Annotated in this window: 25 protein-coding genes and 1 tRNA gene; 13 read left to right on the top strand and 13 right to left on the bottom strand. The window is 65.1% G+C overall.

The features are described 5' to 3' along the window. Positions 1 to 40: 40 nt before the first annotated feature. Entirely contained in the window at positions 41 to 3,508 is a 3,468-nt protein-coding gene (locus OXR00_RS09905) for an acyl-[ACP]--phospholipid O-acyltransferase (RefSeq protein WP_267388081.1), read from the bottom strand. Positions 3,509 to 3,634: 126 nt separating this feature from the next. Here OXR00_RS09905 and OXR00_RS09900 point away from each other — a divergent pair, with 126 nt between their 5' ends. Next, positions 3,635 to 4,231 (top strand): TetR/AcrR family transcriptional regulator, encoded by a 597-nt coding sequence (locus OXR00_RS09900; RefSeq protein WP_267388080.1) that lies wholly within the window; start codon positions 3,635 to 3,637, stop codon positions 4,229 to 4,231. Positions 4,232 to 4,427: 196 nt separating this feature from the next. Here the strand turns inward: OXR00_RS09900 and OXR00_RS09895 are convergent, their stop codons facing one another. The 3 genes from OXR00_RS09895 to OXR00_RS09885 all read right to left on the bottom strand — a co-directional run bounded on the left by OXR00_RS09895 (position 4,428) and on the right by OXR00_RS09885 (position 8,082). Then, positions 4,428 to 5,972 carry a Do family serine endopeptidase gene (locus OXR00_RS09895; protein WP_267388079.1) on the bottom strand — a complete coding sequence of 515 codons (1,545 nt, stop codon included), beginning with the start codon at positions 5,970 to 5,972 and terminating at the stop codon, positions 4,428 to 4,430. A 113-nt stretch (positions 5,973 to 6,085) separates the two neighbouring features. Further along, on the bottom strand, positions 6,086 to 6,949 hold the full coding sequence (locus OXR00_RS09890; RefSeq protein WP_242149477.1) for a protease modulator HflC: 864 nt from the start codon (positions 6,947 to 6,949) through the stop codon (positions 6,086 to 6,088). After that, complete coding sequence (locus OXR00_RS09885) at positions 6,946 to 8,082, bottom strand: protease modulator HflK (RefSeq protein WP_267388078.1); 1,137 nt, start codon at positions 8,080 to 8,082, stop codon at positions 6,946 to 6,948. Before OXR00_RS09885 ends, OXR00_RS09890 begins: the two co-directional genes overlap by 4 nt. A 73-nt stretch (positions 8,083 to 8,155) precedes the next feature. On the opposite strand from OXR00_RS09885, the gene OXR00_RS09880 reads away from it, so the two are divergent. The 3 genes from OXR00_RS09880 to OXR00_RS09870 all read left to right on the top strand — a co-directional run bounded on the left by OXR00_RS09880 (position 8,156) and on the right by OXR00_RS09870 (position 10,137). Further along, positions 8,156 to 9,121, top strand: a complete 966-nt coding sequence (locus tag OXR00_RS09880; protein WP_267388077.1) for an Mrp/NBP35 family ATP-binding protein — start codon at positions 8,156 to 8,158, stop codon at positions 9,119 to 9,121. After that, complete coding sequence (locus OXR00_RS09875) at positions 9,121 to 9,549, top strand: CoA-binding protein (RefSeq protein WP_267388076.1); 429 nt, start codon at positions 9,121 to 9,123, stop codon at positions 9,547 to 9,549. The genes OXR00_RS09880 and OXR00_RS09875 overlap by 1 nt, the downstream gene beginning before the upstream one ends. Before the next feature lie 240 nt (positions 9,550 to 9,789). After that, entirely contained in the window at positions 9,790 to 10,137 is a 348-nt protein-coding gene (locus OXR00_RS09870) for a hypothetical protein (protein ID WP_267388075.1), read from the top strand. Positions 10,138 to 10,140: 3 nt separating this feature from the next. Here OXR00_RS09870 and OXR00_RS09865 read toward each other — a convergent pair whose 3' ends face one another. After that, positions 10,141 to 11,427 (bottom strand): homoserine dehydrogenase, encoded by a 1,287-nt coding sequence (locus OXR00_RS09865; RefSeq protein WP_267388074.1) that lies wholly within the window; start codon positions 11,425 to 11,427, stop codon positions 10,141 to 10,143. 61 nt (positions 11,428 to 11,488) lie between these two features. After that, complete coding sequence (locus tag OXR00_RS09860) at positions 11,489 to 12,442, bottom strand: 2-oxoglutarate and iron-dependent oxygenase domain-containing protein (RefSeq protein WP_267388198.1); 954 nt, start codon at positions 12,440 to 12,442, stop codon at positions 11,489 to 11,491. A gap of 157 nt (positions 12,443 to 12,599) precedes the next feature. On the opposite strand from OXR00_RS09860, the gene OXR00_RS09855 reads away from it, so the two are divergent. The 3 genes from OXR00_RS09855 to OXR00_RS09845 all read left to right on the top strand — a co-directional run bounded on the left by OXR00_RS09855 (position 12,600) and on the right by OXR00_RS09845 (position 15,088). After that, entirely contained in the window at positions 12,600 to 13,829 is a 1,230-nt protein-coding gene (locus tag OXR00_RS09855) for a multidrug effflux MFS transporter (protein ID WP_267388073.1), read from the top strand. A gap of 96 nt (positions 13,830 to 13,925) precedes the next feature. Next, a complete protein-coding gene (locus OXR00_RS09850) occupies positions 13,926 to 14,273 on the top strand; it encodes a DNA primase (RefSeq protein ID WP_242149494.1) in 348 nt (115 codons plus the stop codon). A 203-nt stretch (positions 14,274 to 14,476) separates the two neighbouring features. Then, positions 14,477 to 15,088: a hypothetical protein gene (locus OXR00_RS09845; RefSeq protein WP_267388072.1), complete on the top strand. Its 612-nt coding sequence runs from the start codon at positions 14,477 to 14,479 to the stop codon at positions 15,086 to 15,088. 17 nt (positions 15,089 to 15,105) lie between these two features. On the opposite strand, the gene OXR00_RS09840 is transcribed toward OXR00_RS09845, so the two are convergent. Then, a complete protein-coding gene (locus tag OXR00_RS09840; RefSeq protein WP_267388071.1) occupies positions 15,106 to 15,345 on the bottom strand; it encodes a hypothetical protein in 240 nt (79 codons plus the stop codon). A 74-nt stretch (positions 15,346 to 15,419) separates the two neighbouring features. On the opposite strand from OXR00_RS09840, the gene OXR00_RS09835 reads away from it, so the two are divergent. The 6 genes from OXR00_RS09835 (at position 15,420) to proC (ending at position 19,422) form a co-directional block, all read left to right on the top strand. Further along, positions 15,420 to 16,127, top strand: a complete 708-nt coding sequence (locus tag OXR00_RS09835) for a Crp/Fnr family transcriptional regulator (RefSeq protein ID WP_267388070.1) — start codon at positions 15,420 to 15,422, stop codon at positions 16,125 to 16,127. Positions 16,128 to 16,298: 171 nt separating this feature from the next. Then, entirely contained in the window at positions 16,299 to 17,036 is a 738-nt protein-coding gene (locus tag OXR00_RS09830; protein WP_267388069.1) for a TlyA family RNA methyltransferase, read from the top strand. Between the two features lie 102 nt (positions 17,037 to 17,138). Next, the gene (locus OXR00_RS09825; RefSeq protein WP_267388068.1) at positions 17,139 to 17,696 is read left to right on the top strand and encodes a TspO/MBR family protein; all 558 of its coding nucleotides are present in this window, start codon (positions 17,139 to 17,141) and stop codon (positions 17,694 to 17,696) included. 25 nt (positions 17,697 to 17,721) lie between these two features. Next, positions 17,722 to 17,985: an accessory factor UbiK family protein gene (locus tag OXR00_RS09820; protein WP_242149512.1), complete on the top strand. Its 264-nt coding sequence runs from the start codon at positions 17,722 to 17,724 to the stop codon at positions 17,983 to 17,985. Between the two features lie 111 nt (positions 17,986 to 18,096). Then, on the top strand, positions 18,097 to 18,597 hold the full coding sequence (locus OXR00_RS09815) for a YbjN domain-containing protein (protein WP_242149515.1): 501 nt from the start codon (positions 18,097 to 18,099) through the stop codon (positions 18,595 to 18,597). A gap of 12 nt (positions 18,598 to 18,609) precedes the next feature. Beyond that, positions 18,610 to 19,422, top strand: a complete 813-nt coding sequence (gene proC / locus OXR00_RS09810) for a pyrroline-5-carboxylate reductase (protein WP_267388067.1) — start codon at positions 18,610 to 18,612, stop codon at positions 19,420 to 19,422. Positions 19,423 to 19,580: 158 nt separating this feature from the next. Here proC and mtnA read toward each other — a convergent pair whose 3' ends face one another. The 6 genes from mtnA to OXR00_RS09780 all read right to left on the bottom strand — a co-directional run bounded on the left by mtnA (position 19,581) and on the right by OXR00_RS09780 (position 22,976). After that, a complete protein-coding gene (mtnA, locus tag OXR00_RS09805) occupies positions 19,581 to 20,612 on the bottom strand; it encodes an S-methyl-5-thioribose-1-phosphate isomerase (RefSeq protein WP_267388066.1) in 1,032 nt (343 codons plus the stop codon). A gap of 37 nt (positions 20,613 to 20,649) precedes the next feature. Further along, entirely contained in the window at positions 20,650 to 21,291 is a 642-nt protein-coding gene (mtnC, locus tag OXR00_RS09800; RefSeq protein ID WP_267388065.1) for an acireductone synthase, read from the bottom strand. Continuing rightward, entirely contained in the window at positions 21,288 to 21,827 is a 540-nt protein-coding gene (locus tag OXR00_RS09795; RefSeq protein WP_267388064.1) for a cupin domain-containing protein, read from the bottom strand. Before OXR00_RS09795 ends, mtnC begins: the two co-directional genes overlap by 4 nt. After that, positions 21,824 to 22,456, bottom strand: coding sequence for a methylthioribulose 1-phosphate dehydratase (locus OXR00_RS09790; protein ID WP_267388063.1), 633 nt, complete (start codon positions 22,454 to 22,456; stop codon positions 21,824 to 21,826). Before OXR00_RS09790 ends, OXR00_RS09795 begins: the two co-directional genes overlap by 4 nt. A gap of 23 nt (positions 22,457 to 22,479) precedes the next feature. Then, positions 22,480 to 22,553: transfer RNA gene (locus OXR00_RS09785), tRNA-Gly, on the bottom strand. A gap of 69 nt (positions 22,554 to 22,622) precedes the next feature. After that, a complete protein-coding gene (locus OXR00_RS09780; protein ID WP_267388062.1) occupies positions 22,623 to 22,976 on the bottom strand; it encodes a hypothetical protein in 354 nt (117 codons plus the stop codon). Positions 22,977 to 22,983 lie beyond the last annotated feature (7 nt).

Here is a 22,983-nt window from a genome sequence, read left to right as displayed (position 1 = left end):
GCATTGCAGTCGAGCCGGCGGGTAGGAGCGACGAAAGACGTTACGGCGTCAGCATGGTTTCAGTTCTGTGAAATTGTGCATCTGCGAACAGGTGTCTCGTCTTTGCATCAGTCTCGCCCGATGCCATCGCCCCCATCGTTACGTAATCGGTCTTGCCCGTGCCCAGCACCGGCAGCGCCTCGACCACGCGAATGTCGCGCGGGATCGCCAGTTCCGCCACGCCGTTGTCGCGGCCCCAGCCTTGCAGATCGGCGGCCTTGGCATCCTTCTGCGTGGTGAACAGCACCAGTTGTTCGCCCTTCTTGGCATCCGGCCGCGTCACCACCGCATGCGTGGCATCTGGCCACAGCTTGCCGGCATAGCCCTCCACCGCCGGCAGCGAGACCATCTCGCCGCCGATCTTGGCGAAGCGCTTGGCGCGGCCCTTGATGCTGACAAAACCGGCATCGTCGATCTCGACGATATCGCCGGTGTCGTGCCAGCCGCCCTCTGGCGGTTGCAGCACGCCGGGATGGTCCGACTTTAAATACCCCGCCATCACGTTCGGTCCCCGGATCGACAGCTTGCCGCCACCCTCGATGCCCGGCACCGGATCGAGCCTGCTTTCGATATTGGGGAGCAGCCGCCCGACGCTGCCGGTCTTGAAGTGCATCGGCGTGTTGACTGCGATCACCGGCGACGCCTCAGTCGCGCCATAGCCTTCGAGGATGCGCAGGCCGAACTTCTCCATCCACGCCTTGCGCGTCTCGTCCTTCACCCGCTCCGCGCCCGCGACGACGTAGCGCATCGCGTAGAAGTCGTAATTGTGCGCCATTCGCGCATAGCCTGCCAGAAACGTGTCGGTGCCGAACAGGATCGTCGCATTGGCGTCATAGGCGAGCGCCGGCACGATCCGGTAATGTAGCGGGTTGGGGTACAGCACCGTCTTCACCCCGGACAGGATCGGCAGCAACATGCCGCCGGTCAGCCCGAAGCTATGGAACACCGGCAGCGCGTTGAGCACGATGTCCGATCCGTTGAAGTCGATCCGCGCGCCGATCTGCGCGCAGTTGGCGAGCAGGTTGCGATGCGTCAGCACCACGCCCTTGGGCAGCCCTTCGGAGCCGCTGGTGAACAGCACGACGGCAGGGTCGGTCGGCGCGATGCGCCGCCGCCGGTGGTTGCGTTCGGCAAAGTGCGAGGCGACCAGCGCGCGCAGCTTGGCGACCGTGCCGATCCCGGCGGATACGTCCTCCAGATACCGCACGGTCAGCCCCGCCGCGACCAGCCCGTCGATCACCGCGCCGAGCTTGGCTTGTTCGACGAAGGCACGCGCCGTCACCACCGTCCGCACCTCGGCCGCTGCACACGCAGCCTGAAGATTGGCGAGGCCGGCGGTGTAGTTGAGCATCGCCGGCACCCGCCCTGTTGCCTGCAATCCGAAGAACGTCACCACCGCCGCCGACACGTTGGGCAGCAGCACGCCGATATTCTCGCCGGGCGTCGTCCCCGGCTCCAGCGCGCGCCCGAGCGCGAGGCTGCCCGTCACCAGCCGCGCATAGCTGAGCGGATGGCGCTTCACGTCCTCTACGACCGGCTTCTTCGCACCACCAAGGTGACGCGCGTCGAGCAGAGCCGCAAACAGCGTGCGGTCGATATGCGAGGTCGCGAAAATCATCCCGCTCATCACATCGTAAAGGTGCCGCCCGGTCGCGGCGCGTCGCGCCCGCGCGGTCATCTCGCCCTCGATATGGAAGCGGCGCGGCGGCAGCACGATCAGGCTGATCTTGGGGAACATCCGCAGCCGCACCTTGCCGCGCAGGTACGAGAATGGCGTGAACTGCGCGCCGTCGATCCGCACCGGCACGATCGGCGCATCCGCCTTGTCCGCCACCATGCCGGGGCCGTCGAACACCTTCATCAGCGCGCCCGTCACGGTGATCCGCCCTTCCGGGAAGATGACGAGCGTATTGCCCTCCTTCACGCTGCGCACCATCGCCTTGGCCGACATCGGGTTGGTCGGATCGACCGGAAACGCGCGGAACAGCTTCAGCGCAGGCGCCATCCACCAGCGCTTGGTCACCTCGGTATGCACCGCGAACACCGGCTTGCCCGGCAGGAACACCGCGAGCAGCAGCCCGTCCAGCCACGATACGTGATTGACCACCACCACCGCGCGCTCGCCCGGCTGCGGCATGTTCTCGGCGCCCTGCACCTCGACACGGTAGAGCAGTTTCAAAAACCCGCGCACCACCGCCTTGATGACCGTCTCCGGCAGAAGCCAGCAGGAGATCAACGCCACCGACAAGGTCGCGAAGCCGAGCGTGCCGATCACGCCGGGAACGCTCGTCCCGCGCATCTGAAGCACCGTCACCACCGCCACCACGCCGACCGTGACAACCGCGTTGAGAATGTTGTTGGCCGCGATGATCCGCGAGCGTTCCTCAGGCGGGCTCGCGGTCTGGAGGATCGCGTAGAGCGGCACGATGAACATGCCGCCCGCAAACGAAATGCCGGCAAGATCGAGTAGCACGTGCCACGCGCCCGCGCTCTGCACGAAGGTCGCCATGCCGGGGTTGGGCGCGTGGACGACATAAGCGGAGGTCGACAGCCAAAGGTCGACCATGAACGCCGCCATCAGCAGTGCGGACACCGGCACGTACTTGGCCGAAACCTCACCGCTCAGCAGCCGATTTACGAACAGCGAGCCGCCCGCGACCGCGATCGAGAAGGTCAGCAGGAACAATGTCACCACCGGCGCCGCGCCGCCGAGCGTCCCCGTCACCAGCGCCGGGAATTGCGAGACCAGTATCGCGCCGATCGCGAAGAACCAGCTGATGCCGAGGATGCACAGCCACACGCCTTCACCGTCATGCGCGGTCTTGAGGATGCGCCACGTGCTGCGGAACGGGTTGCGATCGACGTGCACGTCGCTGCGCACGGGCGGGGCAGGCGGGATCAGCAGACTGGCGCCGAGGCCGCATGCCGCCAGCACGGTCGCGATCACGCCTGCTTCCCACGGCGGCACCACGCCCGCCAGCAACTGTCCGCCGAGAATGGCGAGGAACGTGCCCGCCTCGATCACGCCGGTCGCGCCCATGATCTCGTGCGCGCCCAACTGCTGCGGCATGATCGAGTATTTGACCGGGCCGAAGATCGTCGAATGGCAGCCCATCAAAAACAGCGCCACGAACAGCAGCGGCAGCGACTGAAACCAGAAGCCGGCGAGGCCGATCGCCATGAAACCGATCTCGGCAGTCTTCACCAGCCGGATCAGCTTCGCCTTGTCCAAGGCATCAGCAATCTGCCCGCCCAGCGCCGAGAACAGAAAATAGGGGAGGATGAACACGCCGGTCGCGATCGTCGCCAGCATTTCCGATTTGGCTGGTTGCCCGGCGTAGATCGTGAAGTTGGCGAGGAACAGCATCGCGAACTTCAGCACATTGTCGTTGAACGCGCCGAGGAACTGGACGACGAACAGCGGCCCGAACCGGCGCTTGGCGAGCAGCGAGAAATCGGGTGCTGACATCATCTTCTCCATGAACGGGCGCGTGTACGCTGCCGACACACCACCGCCTTCATGATGTCGCACAAAAATGAACGGTGTTCAATATAGAAATAGACAGCATTCAATTTTTTGCGTAACCTGCACAGCATGGGCCGCAGATCCGATCACAGCCGCGCAGAACTTGCCGAACTGATCCTGTCCGAGGCGCATGTGCTGATGGCCGAGGTCGGTTTTCAGGCCTTCTCCGCGCGCGGAGTGGCGAAACGGATCGGCTATTCGATCGGTACGATCTACAATGTGTTCGGCAGTCTCGATCGGCTGGTGCTGGCAGTCAACAGTCGCACCTTCGTCGCCTGGGCCGCGCTGATCCGCGCGCGGCTGGATGCGGCCGGGGCGGATCGCGTCGCCGCTCTGGTGGAGGGCTATTTCGATTTCGCCGAGGCTAACCCGCATCTGTGGATGGCGATCTACGATCATCGCCTGCCGCCCGATGCGCCGTTCCCGGAGGATTACTTCCGCCAGCGCGCGGAATTGACTGGACTGGTCGAAGCGGAGATCGCGGCGATCCTGCCGGCAGGGCGACGGGATGACGCGGCCGCACTGGCGCGCTCCTTGGTGGCGATGGTGCACGGGCATTGCGTTTTCGCGCTTAACGGCACCTTTGCACTGCTCGGCGAAGCGGATGCGCGTGGTGCAGCGCTGGCCCGTGCCCGCGAGGTGCTGGCGGCTTGGGGTAAGGGATAAGGCCGCTACCGCGTGCGCCGAGGGCCGTGGCAAGTATCGGAACGGCAGCAGGGTGCACTGCGCTAAGGCGCAAAAACTTCCGTCATCGGCCTCCGCGCTGCCAATTACCAAGCGCGACATTGCTCGATCCAGACGCGCAAACAAAAACGGCGGCGGATCGCTCCGCCGCCGCTTGATCCGCCGCCGATAGCAGGCGTTACTTCTTCAGCTTGATCGCAACGAACAGCGCCGGCAGCCGCGCACGCTGGATATAGAGCGCGACCTGCTCGCGACCTTCGCGCTTGGCCTGTGCCACCACCGCCGCCAGTGCGGCCGGCGTCGACGTCGGCGTACCGTTGGCGGAGATGATGACGTCGCCACGCTTCAGCTTCTGGCCAGCGTCGCTCGACGGATCGGTCGACGCGATCACCACGCCCTGCACCGACGAATCGATGCCGAGGCTGCGGCCGATCTGTGGCGTCAGGGTCTGCACCGTCACGCCGAGCGCGTTCGCGGACGCCGACTGCGTGCCCTGCTGCCCGTTGTCGTCACCACCCAGCGCGTCGTCATCGTCACCGTCCGACACCTTGGCGGCGAGCACGTCCTCGGATGGACGGGTGCCGATCGTCGCGGTGATCGTCATCGGCTTGCCCTGGCGGATGATGCCGATCGGCGTACGCGTACCGGGCGTGATGTTGGCGACCAGATAGCTGAGCGACTGATCGGGCGTGACGTCCTTGCCGTCCACGCTCGTCACCACGTCACCGACCTTGAGCCCGGCCTTAGCCGCTGCTTCGTTCGGCTCGATCGACCGGATGATCTCGCCGTGGTTCTTCTGGAGGCCTAGCGCCGAGGCAATATCGTCGTCGAGCGGCTGTGGGCCGACGCCGAGATAGCCGCGCGCGATCTTGGTGCCCTTCATCAGCTTGTCGATGACGGGCTTGGCATCCTCCGCCGGAATCGCGAAACCAATGCCGATATTGCCACCCGACTGGCCGGCGTAGATCTGCGAGTTGATGCCGATCACCGCACCCGTCATGTCGAACATCGGGCCACCGGAGTTGCCCTGGTTGATCGCCGCGTCGGTCTGGATGAAGCGGTCATACGCGCCGCCACCCGTGACGCGGTGCAGCGCCGACACAATGCCTGCGGTCACGGTCGAGCCGATACCGAACGGATTGCCGATCGCGATCACCCAATCGCCGACGCGCGCGCGGCTGGAGTCGCCGAACTTGACGAAGGGCAGGTTGGTCGCGTCGATCTTGAGCAGCGCGAGATCCGACGTCGGATCGCGCCCGATCAGCTTTGCCTTATACTCCTTGCGGTCGATCATGATCGCAGTGATGGAGTCGACCGTCGCGCCCTTCGCGCCCGGCGCGACGACGTGATTGTTGGTGACGATATAGCCGTCCGGCGAAATGATGAAGCCCGAACCCAGCGACGTGGCTTCGCGCGTCTGCGGAGTGCCGCCACCGCCGCCCTGGCCACCGCCCATCTGCCCGAACAGGTCGCCGAACGGCGTGCCCGCGAACGGGTTGGCGGGCTGTTCGACCTTGATATGCTGGCTGGTGGAGATGTTGACCACGGCCGGCTGAAGCTTCGCGACCATGTCCGCGAAGCTCATCGGTGCGCCGGCGCGCGGAGCAGTGGCGGCAATCGCGCCCGGCTCGTTCTGCGCGGTCTGCGCAGGCGGCTCTAGCGCGACGGCGGCAGCGGTGCCGCTGAGAAGGATGGCAGCAGTAATGGCATATGCGTATCGCACGTGGATTGATTCCTTCCGGGTGCCTTGGTTGGGCAACGCGCCGACCTTAACGAAAGTTGCTGAACGGTGATTGAATATGAACGGGCTGAAAGGAGGTTTTCCAGAGATAAACCTCAGCGGTGCCCCTGAAACTCCTTGAGGTAGGCGTTGTCGGGTGACAGCACCATCGACGTCTGGCCCTTGGCGGTATCGCCGAAGGTGTAACGATACGACTGCATCGCGCGGTAGAAGTCGTAGAAGTCGGGATCCTTGTTGAAGCTTTCGGCGTAGATCTGCGCGGCGCGCGCATCCGCTTCGGCGCTGATGATCTGGGCGGTCTGCTGGCCCTTCGCCTGAATGGTCAGCGCCTCCTGTTCGCGCGCGGTCTTCATCCGATCGAGCGCGCTTTGCAGCGGGGCACCGTCCGGCAGGTCGGCATGCTTGATGCGGACATCGACGATCTGCACGCCGTATTGCGCGGCAAGACGTTGCAACCCGACCTGGATATTCTCCATCACCTGCCCGCGTTCCGGGCTCAGCATCGCCGCGAACGGACGCTTGCCGAGTTCGTTGCGCAAAGCGGAGCTGAACAACGGCTGGAGTTGGTCGATCACGCGCTGTTCCGTCACGGAACTGCTGCCGGTCGACACCACCGCCTTCAGCGGATCGACGATGCGGAAGCGCGCATAGGCATCGACCTCAAGCCGCAACTGGTCGGTCGAGAGCACCGGCTGGTTTTCAAGATCGACGTCGAGCACGCGCTTGTCGACCCATACGATCCGGTCGATGAACGGGATGCGCGCGATCAGGCCGGCGCCCGAGCGGCCGAACACTTCATTCGGCTGCCAGCGGTTGATCGCACCGCCGACCGGCTGCTCGAACCGGAGGATCACCGCCTGCTTGGTTTCCGGCACGATCGCGAACGTGCTGGCAAGCAGGATCAGCACAAGCAGGACAACGATGCTGATCGCGATCGGATTGCGAAGCGACGGGGTCACTGGGCGTCTCCCTGCACGGGGGCGGGGGTCTGTGCGGGCTGCGCCGGCGCGTCTGGCGCGCGGCGCACGGCACCGGGCAGCGGCAGGTACGGTACGACGCCGGGCGCCTCGACGATCGTCTTGTCGCTGTGCGCCATCACCTGTTCCATCGTCTCGTAATACATGCGCTTGCGGGTCACTTCCGGTGCGAGCTTATACTGTGCGTAGATCACATCGAACGAGGCGGCCTCGCCCTGCGCGCGCGCTAGGATTTGCTGCGCGTAACCGCGCGCCTTGTTGATGTTGCCCTGCGCCTCCTGCTGCGCGGCGGACACCTTCTTAAATGCGTCGCTCACCTGCTCGGGCGGTTGCGCGCCCTTGATTGCGACACCCTGGATGTGGATGCCGGCATTGTAGCTGTCGAGGATCGACTGCATGTTCTGCTGAACCTTCACCTCCATCGCGCCACGACCGGAGCCGATTGCGTCGTCAAGCGTGGAGGTCGCCAGCACCGCACGCATTGCGCTTTCGGCGGTGGCGCGCAGCGTCGACTTGGGATCGGCGATCTGGAAGACGTAATCCTGCGGGTTGCTGATGTCCCAGCGCACCGAGTAATTGACGTCGACCACGTTCTGGTCGCCGGTCAGCATCAGGTTCTCGCCACCGTTTTCGGGGAAGGTGTCGGTCTTGATCTCGCGCACGTCGACCTTCATCACCGAATTGAACGGTGCGGGCAGCGTCAGGCGGATACCGGGTTCGAGCGTGCCGGCGTAGCGCCCGAAGAACGTTACCACCGCGCGCTGTTGCGGGCCGATCGCGTGGATCGAGGTAAAGGCGATCCACATCACCACGATGATCGCCACGCCGATCAGCCACAGCGTGCCGGCATTCGGCGTACCGGGGATGCGTGGCCGGCCGCTCCCGTCCGAACCGCCGCCACCGCCGCCGCGCGCGCGCTTGATGAACTCGTCGAGCGCGCTCGGCCCGGGGATGCGCCGGCCGCCATTGCCACCGGGCTGCGGTGCCCACGGGTTGCGGGGGCCGTCACCGCCAGAACCGGAGCCGCCGCCCGAACCGGAGCCGCTGCCCCAAGGGTTCTTCTCTTCGGCGTGGAGGGATGTGGGACGCTGGAACCAGCCCGTCAGGATCGTCATATCTTCACTCTATAGGTATGCCTGCCGGTGAAAAATAGTGCCAAGCGGCCGGAACGACCCTATCTGCGTAACGATGACCGATCCAGCCCAGTTAGAAGCCGCCCTTTCGCCCGTCGCCGGCACCCGCGCCACCGCCCGGATCGAGGGTTCGCGCGCCAGCATCATCCTCGACGTCAGCGGGCTCGACGCGAGCGAACACGATCCGCTCGAAGCACGCGTCCGCGCCGCCGCGTTGACGGTGCCGGGTATCGAGACGGTGCGCGTCGCGCTAACCAGCCAGCGCACGCGGCGGCTGTCGATCGCGGTGGCGAGTGGCAAGGGCGGGGTGGGCAAGTCCACCGTGTCGGCCAATCTCGCGATCGGGCTGAAGGCGCGCGGACGGCGGGTCGGGCTGGTGGATGCCGACATCTACGGTCCGTCTCAGCCGCGGCTGATGCGGGTCGAGGGCAGCAAGCCGACCGCGCGCGACAAGGTGCTACAACCGGTGTCGACCCCGTATGGCGTACCGCTGCTGTCGATGGGCCAACTCGTCGCTGCCGATCAGGCGATCGCGTGGCGCGGGCCGATGGCGGCGGGTGCGCTCGGGCAACTGGTCGATGCCAATTGGGGTGATGCCGATACGTTGGTCCTCGATCTGCCGCCCGGCACCGGCGACGTGCAGCTCACCATGATCCAGAAGCACCGCCCCGCCGGCGCGGTGATCGTCTCCACGCCCCAGGATCTCGCGCTGATCGATGCGCGCCGTGCGATCGATCTGTTCCAGAAGGCCGGCATCCCGATCATCGGCCTGATCGAGAACATGGCCGGTTATGCCTGCCCGCATTGCGGCGAGGTGTCCGACCCGTTCGGGCAGGGCGGGGCCGAGGCGGCGGCGCGGGAACTCGGCATCGCGTTTCTCGGTCGCATCCCGCTCGACATCGCGATCCGCACCGGCTCCGATGCCGGGCTGCCGCCCGTGGCCGGGAACGGTCCGGAAGGCGCGGCGTTCGCCCCGATAGCCGATGCCGTATCACGCTGGATTGAGACGGAGGGACGATAATGCCGATCACCGATGATGCCGGGATCAAGGCGCTGCTCGAAGAAACGCGCACCATCGCGCTGGTCGGCGCGTCCGACCGGCCGAGCCGCCCGTCATGGGGGGTGATGAAGCGATTGCAGGATCACGGCTACCGTGTGATTCCCGTCAATCCGCAGATCACCGGCGAGCATGTCCACGGCGAGTTCGTGTTCCGCGATCTTGATCAGCTTGGCGATCCAATTGATCTTGTCGACATCTTCCGCAATTCGGCGGCGGCCGGCGACGTGGTGGACGATGCGATCCGCATCGGCGCGAAGGCGGTGTGGATGCAGATGGGCGTCGTCAACGAAGCTGCCGCAGCACGCGCAGAGGCGGCTGGGCTGAAAGTGGTGATGGATCGCTGCCCAGCGATCGACATTCCCCGGCTCGGTGTCGCGCGCATCGCGTGAGGAACCAGCACCCTGATCTACCTAAGCCTCGGCGTGACGGTGAAGTGGAACCGTCGTCACGCTTATGAATGAGCGTTGGTTCGTCCCCTCTGCCGCCGTGTTCGATCATCGTAGCGATAGCATCCTCAAAACGGGGCGTAGCCGCACGCTGATACGCCGTAGCAACGTGTTGCCAACGGCTTGACCTCGCGTCGGGCGCCGGTATCCTCCCATTCTTGACCGATGATCGCCGGGGTTACGATGGTAACTGCGCTCCTGCTCGTGCTGCTCGACGCACCCGCCATAGCTGCGGAGACACGATACCGTGCGATGACCAGCGCCACGCCTGCATGTTCGCACCCCGATGGCGACGACGTGGTGGTCTGCGGCCGGCGAAGCGCCGATCGCTATCGCGCGCCGCTGGTGGTGCATGATCCGGGCGATCCGATGTACGAAGGCGTGCCCGCCGAACGCGAACGGCTGTTCGCCAGAACCGACAATTGCCAGGAAAAGTCGCTTTTCCTCGTCGGTTGCGGTTCGGTGGGCGTAAAGGCGACAGTAGGCGCTGGCGGCGTTCACGTCGCGGGTGAGCGGGCGCTGGCGCCCTAGCGTCTACTCGAGAATGTGCATCCACAGCGGCTGGCCGGTCAGGCTTTGCGATCCGCGCAGCCGCTCCAGCGCCTGCGCGACCGCACGTTCAGGCGCTTCATGCGTGACGATCGCGACCAGCACGCTGCCATCGACGTTCGCGCCGCGCTGGATCAGGCTTTCGATCGACACGCCCGCGTCGCGCATCGCTGCGGCGATTTCTGCCAGGACGCCCACCTTGTCCGCTACCGCGAACCGCACGTAGGAGCGCCCGCGCCGCTCGCCCGGGTCAGCCGGTGCTTGCGCCGCCAGTGCCGAGGATGGCATCGCGAAGGCCGGGCCGAACTCACCGCGCGCGATGTCGATCAGGTCGGCGACCACGGCACTCGCGGTGGGGCCGTCGCCCGCGCCCGCGCCCTGGAATAACAACCGGCCGACGTAATTGCCCTCCGCCACCACCGCGTTGGTCGCGCCGGTAACATGCGCGAGCGGGTGGCTGACCGGGACGAGATGCGGGTGCACGCGCTGGAACAGCCCACCTGCGGAATGGTCCGCTACCCCCAGCAAGCGCACGCGGTAGCCGAGCGCCGCCGCCTCGGCGATATCGGCGGCGAGGACGTGGCGGATGCCGCTTGCCTGCACGTCCGCAAATGCCGGTTGCGTGCCGAACGCAATGCTGGCGAGGATCGACAGCTTGTGCGCGGCGTCGATGCCGTCGATGTCGAACGTCGGATCGGCTTCGGCATAACCGAGCGCCTGCGCCTCGGCGAGCACGTCGGCGAAGTCGCGTCCTTCCGCCTCCATCTTCGACAGGATGAAGTTGCAGGTGCCGTTGAGGATGCCATAGACCCGGCCGATCTCGTTGGCGGCGGCACCTTCGCGCAAGCCTTTGATGACCGGTATGCCACCTGCGACCGCCGCTTCGAACTTCAGCGCGACGCCAGCCTGCTCGGCGGCTCCGGCAAGCTCCAATCCGTGATGCGCGATCATTGCCTTGTTGGCCGTCACGAAGCCCTTGCCCGCCGCCAGCGTGCGCCGTGCAAGCGTGAGGGCGGGACCGTCCGAACCGCCGACCAGCTCGACCACCACATCGACCTCGCGCGCCGCGAGTTCCGTCGTGTCGTCAACCCATGCGAATCGTGCAATATCGACGCCGCGATCCTTGCCGCGATCCCGCGCCGAAACCGCGACGATCTCGATCGGCCGCCCCGCACGCCTTGCGATCAACGCACCGTTTTCGTCGAGCAGGCGGATGACGCCGCCGCCGACGGTGCCGAGGCCAGCGAGCGCGATACGGAGCGGTTGGGTCATGCGTCTCTTTCTTCGGAGTCTCGGCGCCTTTAGCCAGCGTCCGGATCGCGGAACAAGCCGGTTATTTCTTGACCAGGCCGATCTCGACCAGCCGCTCGTGCAGGTAATCGTGCGAGGTGATCGGCTGAGGGTAGCGGTTCGGCCGGTCCGCCGTGATGCAGCCCGGCAGCGTCTCGATCAGGAAATCGGGATTGGGATGCAGGAAGAACGGCATCGAGTAGCGCGATACACCGCGCCGCTCGGGCGGCGGGTTGACGACACGGTGGCTGGTCGAGGGCAGCACATGGTTGGTCAGCCGTTGCAGCATGTCGCCGACGTTGACGACCAGCGCGCCTTCCGGCGGCTTGACCGGCAGCCATTGCCCGTCCCGGTCGAGCAGTTCGAGGCCGGCCTCCTCCGCGCCGAGCAGCAAGGTGATGAGATTGATATCCTCATGCGCACCAGCCCGCACGCCCTCGGCGTCGGCCGGGATCGGCGGATAGTGCAGCAGCCGGAGGATCGAATTGCCGTCTTGTACCGCCGGATCGAACCAGTCCGGCGCAAGATTAAGATGCCGCGCGATCGCCGACAGCAGACGGTCCCCGGCACGATCGAACGCCGCATAAAGGTTCAGGAACGTGTCCTTGAATCCGGCGGGCTGCTCTGGCCAGATGTTGGGTGGCATCCGGTCGGACAAGGCATGACCCGCGGGCAGTTCGCGGCCGACGTGCCAGAACTCCTTCAGGTCGACCACTGACGCGCCCTTGGCGATTTCGGTCTTGAACGGCGTATAGCCGCGCTGCCCGCCGCCTGCGGGGCTGAAGTGGCGGCGCTTTTCCGCATCCGGCAGCGCGAAGAATGCCGCCGTCTCGGCCCAGCCCTGTGCGATCAGGTCGGCAGGGATGCCGTGGTCGGCGATCACCGCGAACCCGAACCGCTCGAACGATCCGCCTAACGCGGCGGCGAAGCCGGCCGGGTCCGAGTCCGCAGCGGCGAGCGAGAGCGTGGGGATGGAGGAGAGCGCGGTGTCGGGCATCATGCGGCTTTCATTGTAATTTTCCGCAACATAGTCGGGGTGGGCGGCGGCTCACAAGGTTTGTCGCGAGCGGGGCACCCTTGGCATCACGCCGCGTGCAATTACGACAGGTGCGCTTGCACGTGACCAGCAGGTCGATGTCGGGCATTGCCACGCAATGTCGATCGAATCGCCGCCTCGCGCGCCAAACACCGCGCCGATCCCCTTCTACGAGTTCGTCGCGCTCGTCGCCGCCCTGATGTCGCTCGGGGCCCTCGGCATCGATTCGATGCTGCCCGCGCTGCCCGATATCGGCCGCAGGCTTGGCGCGGACAGCGTTGCGGAGCGTTCGCTCGTCGTCACCGTCTTCGTGGTCGGCTTCGGGCTTGGGCAGATCGTGCAGGGGCCGCTGACCGACCGCCACGGCAGGCGACCGATCCTGATCGGCGGGTTGGCCGGCTATATCGTCTGTTGCCTGCTCGCTGGCCTCGCGGGCAGCTTCACGCTGTTGCTGATCGCGCGCTTCATTGGCGGAGTGTCGATCGCGGCGGGGCGGGTCGTTACCATCGCGCTGGTGCGCGATTGCTTCACCGGCCGCGCGATGGCGCAGGTCTCCAGCCTCGCGTTCATGGTGTTCATGGCCGCGCCGATCCTCGCCCCGAGCGTTGGGCAGTTGGTGCTGCTCGCCGGATCGTGGCGGCTGATCTTCGAGGTGATTGCCGGCCTCGCGTTGATCGTGCTGTCGTGGTTCGCATGGCGCATGCCCGAGACGCTGGCGCCCGCGAACCGGCTGCCGCTGTCGATCGCGCAACTGGTGCGGGGCTACCGCCTGACGCTGACCGACCGCGCATCGTTCGGTTACATGATCGCCGGGCTGATCGTGCAGGGAGCGCTGTTCGGCTATATCGGCCTGATCGAGCCGATCATGGAGAAGGTGTTTCACGCCCAGCATCTGCTTGGCCCGGTGTTTGCCGCCTCGGCCGGTGCGATGGCGGTGGCGAACCTGCTCAACTCGCGGATCGTCATGCGGATCGGCATGCGGCGCATCTCGCAGACGGCCTTGGTCGTGATGACGCTGGCAGCGGCGGGCGGCCTGATCGCGGACAAAATGGGATCGGAAAGCCTCATCCTGTTCGTTGCGCTGCAGGCGCTGGCGATGGCGGGCTATGGCCTCGCCGGATCCAACATGTCCGCGATGGCGATGGAGAATATGGGCGCGATCGCGGGTACCGCCGCAAGCCTGCAAGGTGCGCTGGTGGTGACCGGAGGTGCGGTGATCGGATCGTTCGTCGCTAGCTTTTTCGACGGCACGACAACCGCGCTGCACGCCGGCTTCTTCGTCGCAGGATTGCTAGCTCTGGGCATCGCGGCGATCGTCGAACGCGGACGACTGTTCCGGCCGAGTTGAGCCCACGCCGCCCATTTTCATGCAAGCCGCCGGAACTGACGCGCGGCTTTGATGTTCGCACCTTATCCCCGCACCTTCGCGGGCAGGAGAGCGACGATGGCGATCAGCGGTGGTTACAGGGTGCCGGGCGAAGGACCGGGTGACGATGGTTATGACGAGGAAGGCTATGACGAGAGCCAGCGCGCGGAAATTCTGGAGGCGACCAGTGGCGGCCCGACGGATGGTGCGATCCTGACCGATCTCGAGCCCGACATCGCCGATGACGATGAGGATGACGAGGACGATCTCAAGATGAAAAGCGACGAGGTCGGCGAGGAAGACGACGATGCCGATCAGGATGAGGACGATCAGGACGAAGACTCGCTTCAGGAGGATTTCGATGCGGACGACCTGGAAGACGATGATGACCTGGACGACAAGGATGATGCCGCGCTGAAGCCCTGATCGTTCCTTCTTGTCTGCGCGCTGGCGTGGTTGATCGGGTCAACCACGCCGGCTAGCGCGTCGACACCAGCTGGAACGGAAGCGGCACCGCGCCGTTTGGCAAGATCATCCCACGAAAGGCCGCCACATTGCGCGTTACCGCCGCCCTGCCGCTGTTGCTTCTTGCTGGTGCCTGTTCCTGTTCGCCTCAGACTGATCCGGGCGTGAATAACAGCGTCGACATCGATGCCGCGGCCGAGCGTGCGCAGAGCAGCATCAACGCCTATCATCCGGACGATCCCGCGAACGATACCGATCCGCTGCCGTCGCCCACGCCGACATCCAGCCGCAACGTTCCCGAAGGCCTCGATGAGCCGCTTGCGCCGCCGCCTCCGGGGGCGCCGGGTGGACTGCCCGATGATCGTACGCCGGTCTCCGAAGCGCCGTTCACACCGGATAGCGCGCAGGGTGCAGGCCAGGTCGTTCAGCGCTATTATGCGCTGATCGGCGAAGGGAAGTACAAGCAGGCTTGGTTGCTATGGCATGACGGAGGCGCCGCTTCGCGGCAGAGTGCGGCAGATTTCGCGGACACGTTCGCCGCGTATAGCGAGTACCACGCCAATATCGGCGCGCCGGGGCGGATCGATTCTGGTGCGGGCGAGCGGTATGTCACGGTCCCGGTGCAGATCTACGCGCGGCTCAAGCAGGACCATAGGCCGGTTTATCAAATCGGTACCGTAACGTTACGGCGTGCAGGCGACGTGGACGGCGCATCGGCAACGCAAAAATCCTGGCGGATTCAGCAGATCATGCTGAAGCCGGTCCGCCGAAGGTAACCAAGGATCGTCGGCCCTCACTCGGCGCGTTTTCGAGCCTCATCCGCGCTGACGCCTTCGATTTGATCGGTCTCAACTGAGTGAGAGAGTTCCGACCGTTGTTGTTCTGCCTCGCGCGCGGCGGCGCGAAGCGATCGCGCGGTATGCAACGCCGCCTCGGGTGTGAGGGATAAGACGTAACCGTCAGGCCCGTCGATCATCACTTCGCCTCGTTCGGCGGTCGCGTCTGCCGGTAGTTGCTCGGGATGCTTGGTCATGTACGTTACCTCTGACAATGTCTAACGTGCGCGGCAGTGTCGACGTTCCGGCGGGGCGGGGGAATTCAGGATCGATGATTACGCGATTGTTTCTGCAGGCGCATCGCACGCCCGTTCTGGCCCCGGCGGATGTGGCGGCTCTCGAGGCAAGCGTGTCGCGTACGGTGGAGTTCGCAGCGCGGCGTGTCATCGTCCGGCCGCAAGAGCCGTTGAGCCAATGCACCTTGCTGCTCGAAGGGTTTATCGAACGCTATAAAGACACCGCAGAGGGCCGGCGGCAGATTCTCGCGCTGCATGTGCCGGGCGATTTCGTGGATCTGCACAGCTATCCGCTAAAGCAGCTCGAACATAGCGTTGCTGCCTTGACGCCGGTACGCGTCGCACTGTTCCCGCATGCCGAAATTCGTGCGATCACCCAGCGCTCCGCGACAATCACAGAGCTGCTCTGGCGATCGACGCTGATCGACGCGGCGATCAATCGGGAGTGGATCGTCTCAGTAGGTGCGCGGGCCGCTGCGGTACGGATCGCGCATCTGTTCTGTGAAATGTATCTGCGCCTCGACCGCGTCAACCTGACGGACGGGTTGCGCTTCCCGCTGCCGCTTACCCAGATCGATATCGCAGACGCATCCGGCCTTACCGCCGTGCACGCCAACCGCATGCTTCGCCAATTGCGCGAGCGCAAACTGATCGAGTTTCGACAAGGCAATGTCGAGATCCTCGACTGGCCCGCGCTCAAGCGTTTTGCGGAGTTCGACCCGAGCTACCTGTATCTCGACTGAACGCGGCAGATGTAGGCTCAGGCCGCATGATAGCTGCGATGAGGGTTTGCGCCGCGTCGGTCGCTTCGACCGACAGGACCGAATGCGCGTCACGGAGTGCGCACGTCTTGTTATCGCGATCGGCGGCGGTACAATTTTGCATCGGTCGAGCGCTGTGTTTAGAACGACGACATGCCCAAAATCCGTGCCGACCAACTCCTTGTGGACCGGGGACTCGCCGAAAGCCGCGCCCGCGCGCAGGCTCTCATCATGGCCGGGCTGGTGTTCCTCGGCACGCGCAAGATCGAAAAGCCGGGGCAGGCGGTGGCGGATGACGCACCTCTCGACGTGCGCGGGCGCGATCATCCGTGGGTATCGCGTGGCGGCATAAAACTGGCGCACGCGCTGGAGCATTTCGCGCTCGACGTGACCGGCGTGGTGGCGATCGACGTCGGCTCTTCGACCGGCGGGTTCACCGACGTGCTGCTGACGAACGGCGCCGCGAGAGTCTATGCGGTCGACAGCGGCACCAACCAGCTCGCGTGGCGGCTGCGCGAGGACGGACGGGTAGTGGTGCACGAAAAGACCAGCGCGCGCATCCTGACCGCTGCGCACATCCCCGAAGCGGTCGACCTGATCGTCTGCGACGCAAGCTTCATCGGTCTCGCCAAGGTGCTCGACGTGCCGCTCGGCTTCGCGCGGGCCGGCGCGCGGTTGGTTGCGCTCATCAAGCCGCAGTTCGAGGCGGGGCGCGGTGAGGTTGGCAAGGGTGGTGTGGTGCGCGATCCCGCCATTCACGCGCGGGTTTGCACAGAGGTGGCGGAATGGCTCTCCAGCAAAGGCTGGCACGTCGATGGCGTGGTGGAAAGCCCGATCACCGGGCCTGAGGGGAATGTCGAGTTTCTCATAACGGGGCATTTGCCGGCCTGAAGCGGTCCGCAACGCGGAACTATGACGCGCTGCGGCAATTGTGTTTCGAGGCCGCAATGATAAACGAACCCCTCACCCAGCAGGGGCGAAAGGACCGACGATTTGAGTGAGATCGCGTCGAAGCAGCAGTTGAGGCTGGCGTTTCTGCGCTGGGCGATCGTCACGGTGCCGCTGATCTTGTTGCTCGGTTTCGTGTCCGCGAGGATCGCGCCGGCGGGCGACGACAATCGATGGTTCGCGATGCTGGCGAAACCCTCGGTAAACCCGCCGGGTTGGGTGTTTCCATGGGTTTGGACGACGCTTTACATCCTTATGGGCGTCGCGCTTGCCGTGGTGATCCATGCGCGCGGGTCGCGGCTGCGCGGTGCGGCGATCCTGGTCTTCGTCGTGCAGTTGGCGCTCAACCTGATCTGGTCGCCGGTCTTCTTCGGTATGCATCGCATTGGTATGGCGACGCTGATCATAGCGGCGATGCTGGTGGCGGCGATCGCGACTACAGTGCTGTTCGGACGCATCCGCACGCTGGCAGCCTGGCTGATGGTGCCGTATCTGGTGTGGATCAGCTTCGCAGGCGTGCTGTGCTGGCAGATCGGACGGCTCAATCCTGATGCGCAGGGCATTGCGCCATCGGCTGGCAGTACCCAAGTGATAGACCTGTAATCCTTCTTCACGAAAGTTCCGCATCATGCAGGCCGACAACAAGATTTTCGACGACTTCGTGAAATTCATGAACAGCGCGGCAGGTACGCTCGCCGGCGTCGGCCGCGAGGCGGAGGCCAGCGTCAAAGCGCGTGCCAAGGAGTTCATGGGTGGGCTCGACTTCGTCAGTCGTGATGAATTCGAAGCGGTCAAGGCGATGGCGGCGGCTGCCCGCGATGAGGCTGACGAACTCCGCGCGCGTATCGCCACGCTCGAAGCCAAGGCGGCTGGCGCATCGGCGGTCTCCTGATCTCGCGCGACGAAAACACTATGGTGAACGGCTTGTGGGCATTGACTTGTCCACAAGTCGTCGTGTTGCCGTGCTTGAGCATCATCGGCGCACAGCGTAAAGGCTGACGATATGCTCGACGAAGCCGACTACGAACGCGACGACGCCGCCCCCATCGACATGCTCGAGAGCTATTTCGCGGCCCATGGCTGGGAGTATGAGCGGCAGGACGATGAAGTCATCGCCAAGGTCAAGGGCAGCTGGACGCAATACGAATTGCGGGCGTTGTGGCGCGAGGAAGACAGCGTCATCCAGTTTCTCGCCTTTCCCGACATACGCGTTACCGACGACCGCCGCGCCGCCTTGTACGAGACGGTCGGCCTCATCAACGAACAGCTTTGGGTGGGTCATTTCGAACTCTGGTCGGCAAGTGGCATCCTGCTCTACCGCCATGCCGCGATGATCGATGGGGAGGGCGGTACGCTGTCGCTCGCTGCGGCCGAACTGCTGGTCGAATCCGCGATCGACGAGTGCGAGCGTTTCTATCCGGTTTTCCAGTTCGTACTGTGGGGCGGCAAGAACCCTAAGGATGCGTTGGCCGCGGCGATGACCGAAACACAGGGTGAAGCTTGAAATGATCGGCGCATGAGCCTCTCCGCCACCGGATTGCCGGGCCGCATTTTGCTGGTCGGGGCTGGCAACATGGGTGGCGCGATGCTGGAGCGCTGGGTCGCGGCCGGGATCGCGCCGGACGCCATAACGGTATTAGATCCCGGAACGCCCCGCCTACCCGCAGACGTGCGGCACGTCGTCGCGCTGTCGGAGGACTATACCCCCGACACCTTGGTGCTCGCGATCAAGCCACAACAGCTCGACGCATTCGTCGCGGCCACGCCGGGATTGGCGCCGCGCCTGCTGGTATCGATCCTTGCCGGCGTTGAGGAAACATCATTGGCCGCGCGCTTCCCGGGTGTGGGGGTGGTCGTGCGAGCGATGCCCAACCTGCCCGTGTCGATCGGCAAGGGCGTCGTCGCGCTGCATGGCGGCGCGGAGGACAGTGAGGCGGTGCGCGCGGTTGAGACGCTGATGCAGCCGCTTGGGCTTGTCGAGTGGATCGGCGAAGAAGCACTGTTCGATGCGGTAACCGCGCTGTCTGGTTGTGGCCCTGCCTTCGTGTTCCGCTTCGCAGAGGCGTTGGCGGAAGCGGGGGTGGCGCTGGGGCTGCCGGCGGATCAGGCTGACCGGCTCGCACGCGCGACGCTGGAAGGGGCCGGCATCATGGCTGCCGCGGCACGCGAGACGCCCGCGACCTTGGCAGACCGGGTGGCCAGCCCCGGAGGCTCCACCCGAGAAGGGCTGAATGTGCTCGACGCGGGAGACGTTCTCAAGATGCTGCTGCGTAATACGCTGGCAGCTTCAGCGAAACGCAATGCAGAGATGGCGGCGGCGGCACGCTGATCGCCTTCGCGCGGCGGGCGATGCTCTGGGTGGTTCACGGCGTGAACGTGCGGGGGAAATCCCGGAAGGTCGAAGGAGCTTCTTCCGCTCGGTGACAAGGTCACCGCATGTCGCAGGCGCAGCTGCTCGCTTCGGCAACCCTATCACGCTGCGCCAGCTTAAATCCGGTCCAGCAAGCCCCTTTCGGTCAGATACCCGCTTACCAGCCGCGCTGGGGTCACGTCGAACGCCGGGTTCGCCGCCGCCGAGGCGGTGACTCGAATGGTGCCGCCTTCGCCTGCCACGTGCGTCACCTCATCGCCGTGGCGCTCCTCGATCGGGATGTCGCGGCCCGTGGCGGTCTCGGCGTCGTAGGTGGTATAGGGCAGCGCGACGTAAAACGGCACGTCGTTATCATGGGCTGCCAGCGCTTTGAGATAGGTGCCGATCTTGTTGCACACGTCGCCATTGGCGGTGACACGATCCGTACCGACGATCACCGCATCGACTTGGCCCTGCATCATCAGATGACCTCCGGCGTTATCGGCGATCACGGTGTGCGGTACGCCATGACCGGCAAGCTCGAACGCGGTCAGCAAAGCGCCCTGATTACGCGGCCGCGTTTCGTCCACCCAGACGTGCACCGGAATGCCGGCATCGTGCGCGAGGTAGATCGGCGCGGTTGCGGTGCCGTAGTCGACGGTAGCCAGCCAGCCGGCGTTGCAGTGCGTAAGGATGTTGAGCGGGCGATCGGGATGTTTCGCGTGCAAATCGCGCAACAGCGTGAGGCCATGTTCGCCGATCGCCTTGTTAAGCGCCACATCCTCATCGCAGATCGCGTCGGCTCGGGTGAATGCAGCCTCGGCACGGTCGGCGGGTACAAGCGTGCTGACCGCTCCCGCAACCTGCTCCAGCGCCCAGCGTAGGTTGACGGCGGTTGGGCGCGCCTCGGCCAGCAGCGAGAACGCAGCGTCGAGGTTGGCGTCGGAGGGATCGTCGGCAAGCGCCATCGCGAGCCCGTAGGCTGCGGTTGCACCGATCAACGGCGCGCCGCGCGTCCACATCTCGCGGATCGCGATCTCGGCGGCCTGCGCGGATCGCAGTTCCACCCACACGACCTCCCACGGCAGCCGTCGCTGGTCGAGGATGCGCACGCCTTTGCCGTCTTGCGTGCGGGTGATCGAGCGTTGATGGCTGTTTTGGAGGATCATGTCTGGCTCTCAACTCCGCGCGGCACGATGGTCGGGATTAGATGGCGGGCATGGTGATGGTGCTGAAGTCGGCGATGTCGCCATTGCCATGCACGCGGTCGATCAGCAGCGCCTGCATCCCAGCGGCACGCGCGGCGGCGATCTCTTCGGAAGTGTCGGACAGGAACAGCACCGCACCGACCGGTTCGCCGATTGCCTCGGCGATCTTGGCATAGGAATTCGCTACCCGTTTCGGACCGGTTGTGGTGTCGAAATAGCCGGAGAACACGGGCGTCAGGTCCCCCGCGTCACTATGCGCGAAGAGCAGTTTCTGCGCGGCCACCGAGCCGGAGGAGAAAACGTAAAGCCGTGTCCCTTGCGCGTGCCAGCGCCGCAGCGCGATGGCCGCATCGGCATAGACGTGGCCGGTAAACGCACCGCTTGCGTACCCGTCGGCCCAGATCATGCCTTGCAAGGCTTTGAGCGGTGTCGCCTTACGATCCTCATCGATCCAGCGCAGCAACGTCGCGACGGGATCGCCCGGCTCGGCCGCTGCGACGTCTGCGAGGATCGGCGCGGTTTCGGCCGGATGTGCAGCGACATAGGCCGACAGACGCTCCCGTGCGTAAGGGAACAGGATATCCGCAACGAACGACAGGCTGGTCGTCGTGCCCTCGATATCGGTCAGGATCGCCTTCACGCCGATGCGCGCTCATGCCGGGGGAAACGGTCCGCGATGGCATCGCCGGTGAAGCGCGCGATCCAGCCGTCCGGGTTGCGGAACAGCCGTATCGCGGTGAAGCGCGGGTGCCCGCCCATGTCGAACCAGTGCGGCATTCCGGCCGGGACGGAAATCAGGTCGCCCTGGGTGCACAGCATGTTGAACACCTTGCCCTGCGCATGCAGTGTGAACAGCCCTTCGCCATCGACGAAGAAGCGCACCTCATCCTCGCCGTGGGTGTGTTCCGACAGGAACTTGCCGCGAAGCGCCGCGCGCTCTGGATGGTCGGGCGCCATCGCTACGGTATCGACGGACTGGTAGCCGCCTTCCGACTGCAATCTCGCGATTTCGGGCGCGTACGCGTCGAGGATCGCGGCGTCACCGATCTCGCGCGTCGGCCAACGTTCGAAGCGAACGCCGATCGCTGCCAGTTCCGTAGCGATCTGCGAACCATCCGTGCTGACGAGCAATGCAGTGGTGCCGTCGCGTTCGTCGAACACCTGCAATCGACTCATGCCACTGTTCTCCCCAAAGCGAAACTCCGTGTCGCAAGTTCGGTGGCAACCATGAACTCGATCGCCTCGATCACGCGCTCCGCCTCCGCCATGTCGCGGCCCCAGCCGTACAGGCCGTGACTGCGGATCAGATAAGCGGGCGGAGCGCCGGGCACCAGCAGGGCAGGGGTAACGGCCGTATCGATCACCGCCATATCCTGACTGTTGTCGACGATCGGGAGCGTGACGGACGCGTCGTGCGTGGCATTGCCGGGCAGCGCCTTCAACATCTCGTGCCCGGCAAAGGTGAAGCCGTCGCCAGCCACCGCGCGGCTCAACCCGACGCTGATCGGAGAGTGGCTGTGCAGCACCGCCCCGATGTCGGGGAACAGCCGGTAGACGGCCAGGTGCAGCGCGGTTTCGGCCGAAGGCCGCTTCCCGTCGAGCGACACGCCGTCGGCGGACACGCGCATCACGTCGTCCACGTTCAAGCGCCCCTTGTGGCGCCCCGACACGGTCACCGCGAACGTGCCGTCGTCCAGACGCGCCGAATAATTGCCGGAGGTGGCGGGCGCCCAGCCCTTGCCGTCGAGCCATCGCCCCGCCGCCACGATCGCCGCCCGCGCCTCTTGGAAGGAGATGGCGGTCATGCGGCATCACTCGGCTGGAAAGATGGAGCGGGTAACGGGAATCGAACCCGTGTATTCAGCTTGGAAGGCTGCTGTACTACCATTGTACTATACCCGCGTGGCGCTGGCAGATACCGACAAGCCACTCGCGATGCAATATGCCTTGCGCCAGCGGCGGCCAAAGCCGTTACTGATAATGCGTGGTGTTGCCAAAGCCGGTATTGAGCTTCGCCATCTTGGCCACTTTGCGGATGTATCCGCGCACGTGGCGATCGAACTTCGCATCATTGTAGACGCCGCGCCAGATAAAGTCGTCGCGGTCCAGCAGCGCGCGTAGCGCGTCGGCGAGCGCGCTTTGGGTGTCCGCAGACTTGGTTACGAGGGTGCAGACCATCTCCTCGGCGGCGGCCTTGTCGCAATCGTCCTGAAGCTGGTAACCGCCACGCTCCGCAAGGACCTGATCGCTGCGGGCGGCGGCGATCCGGCTTTGCAGCCAGATGCGAACGGCGGCGGCGTTCCATTCGGGTGGTGCTTCGGCCATGATGGTT

It is taken from the genome of Sphingomonas sp. GC_Shp_3, assembly GCF_026540945.1.
GTDB lineage: Bacteria > Pseudomonadota > Alphaproteobacteria > Sphingomonadales > Sphingomonadaceae > Sphingomonas.
This window is presented reverse-complemented; position numbering and strand designations above follow the sequence as displayed.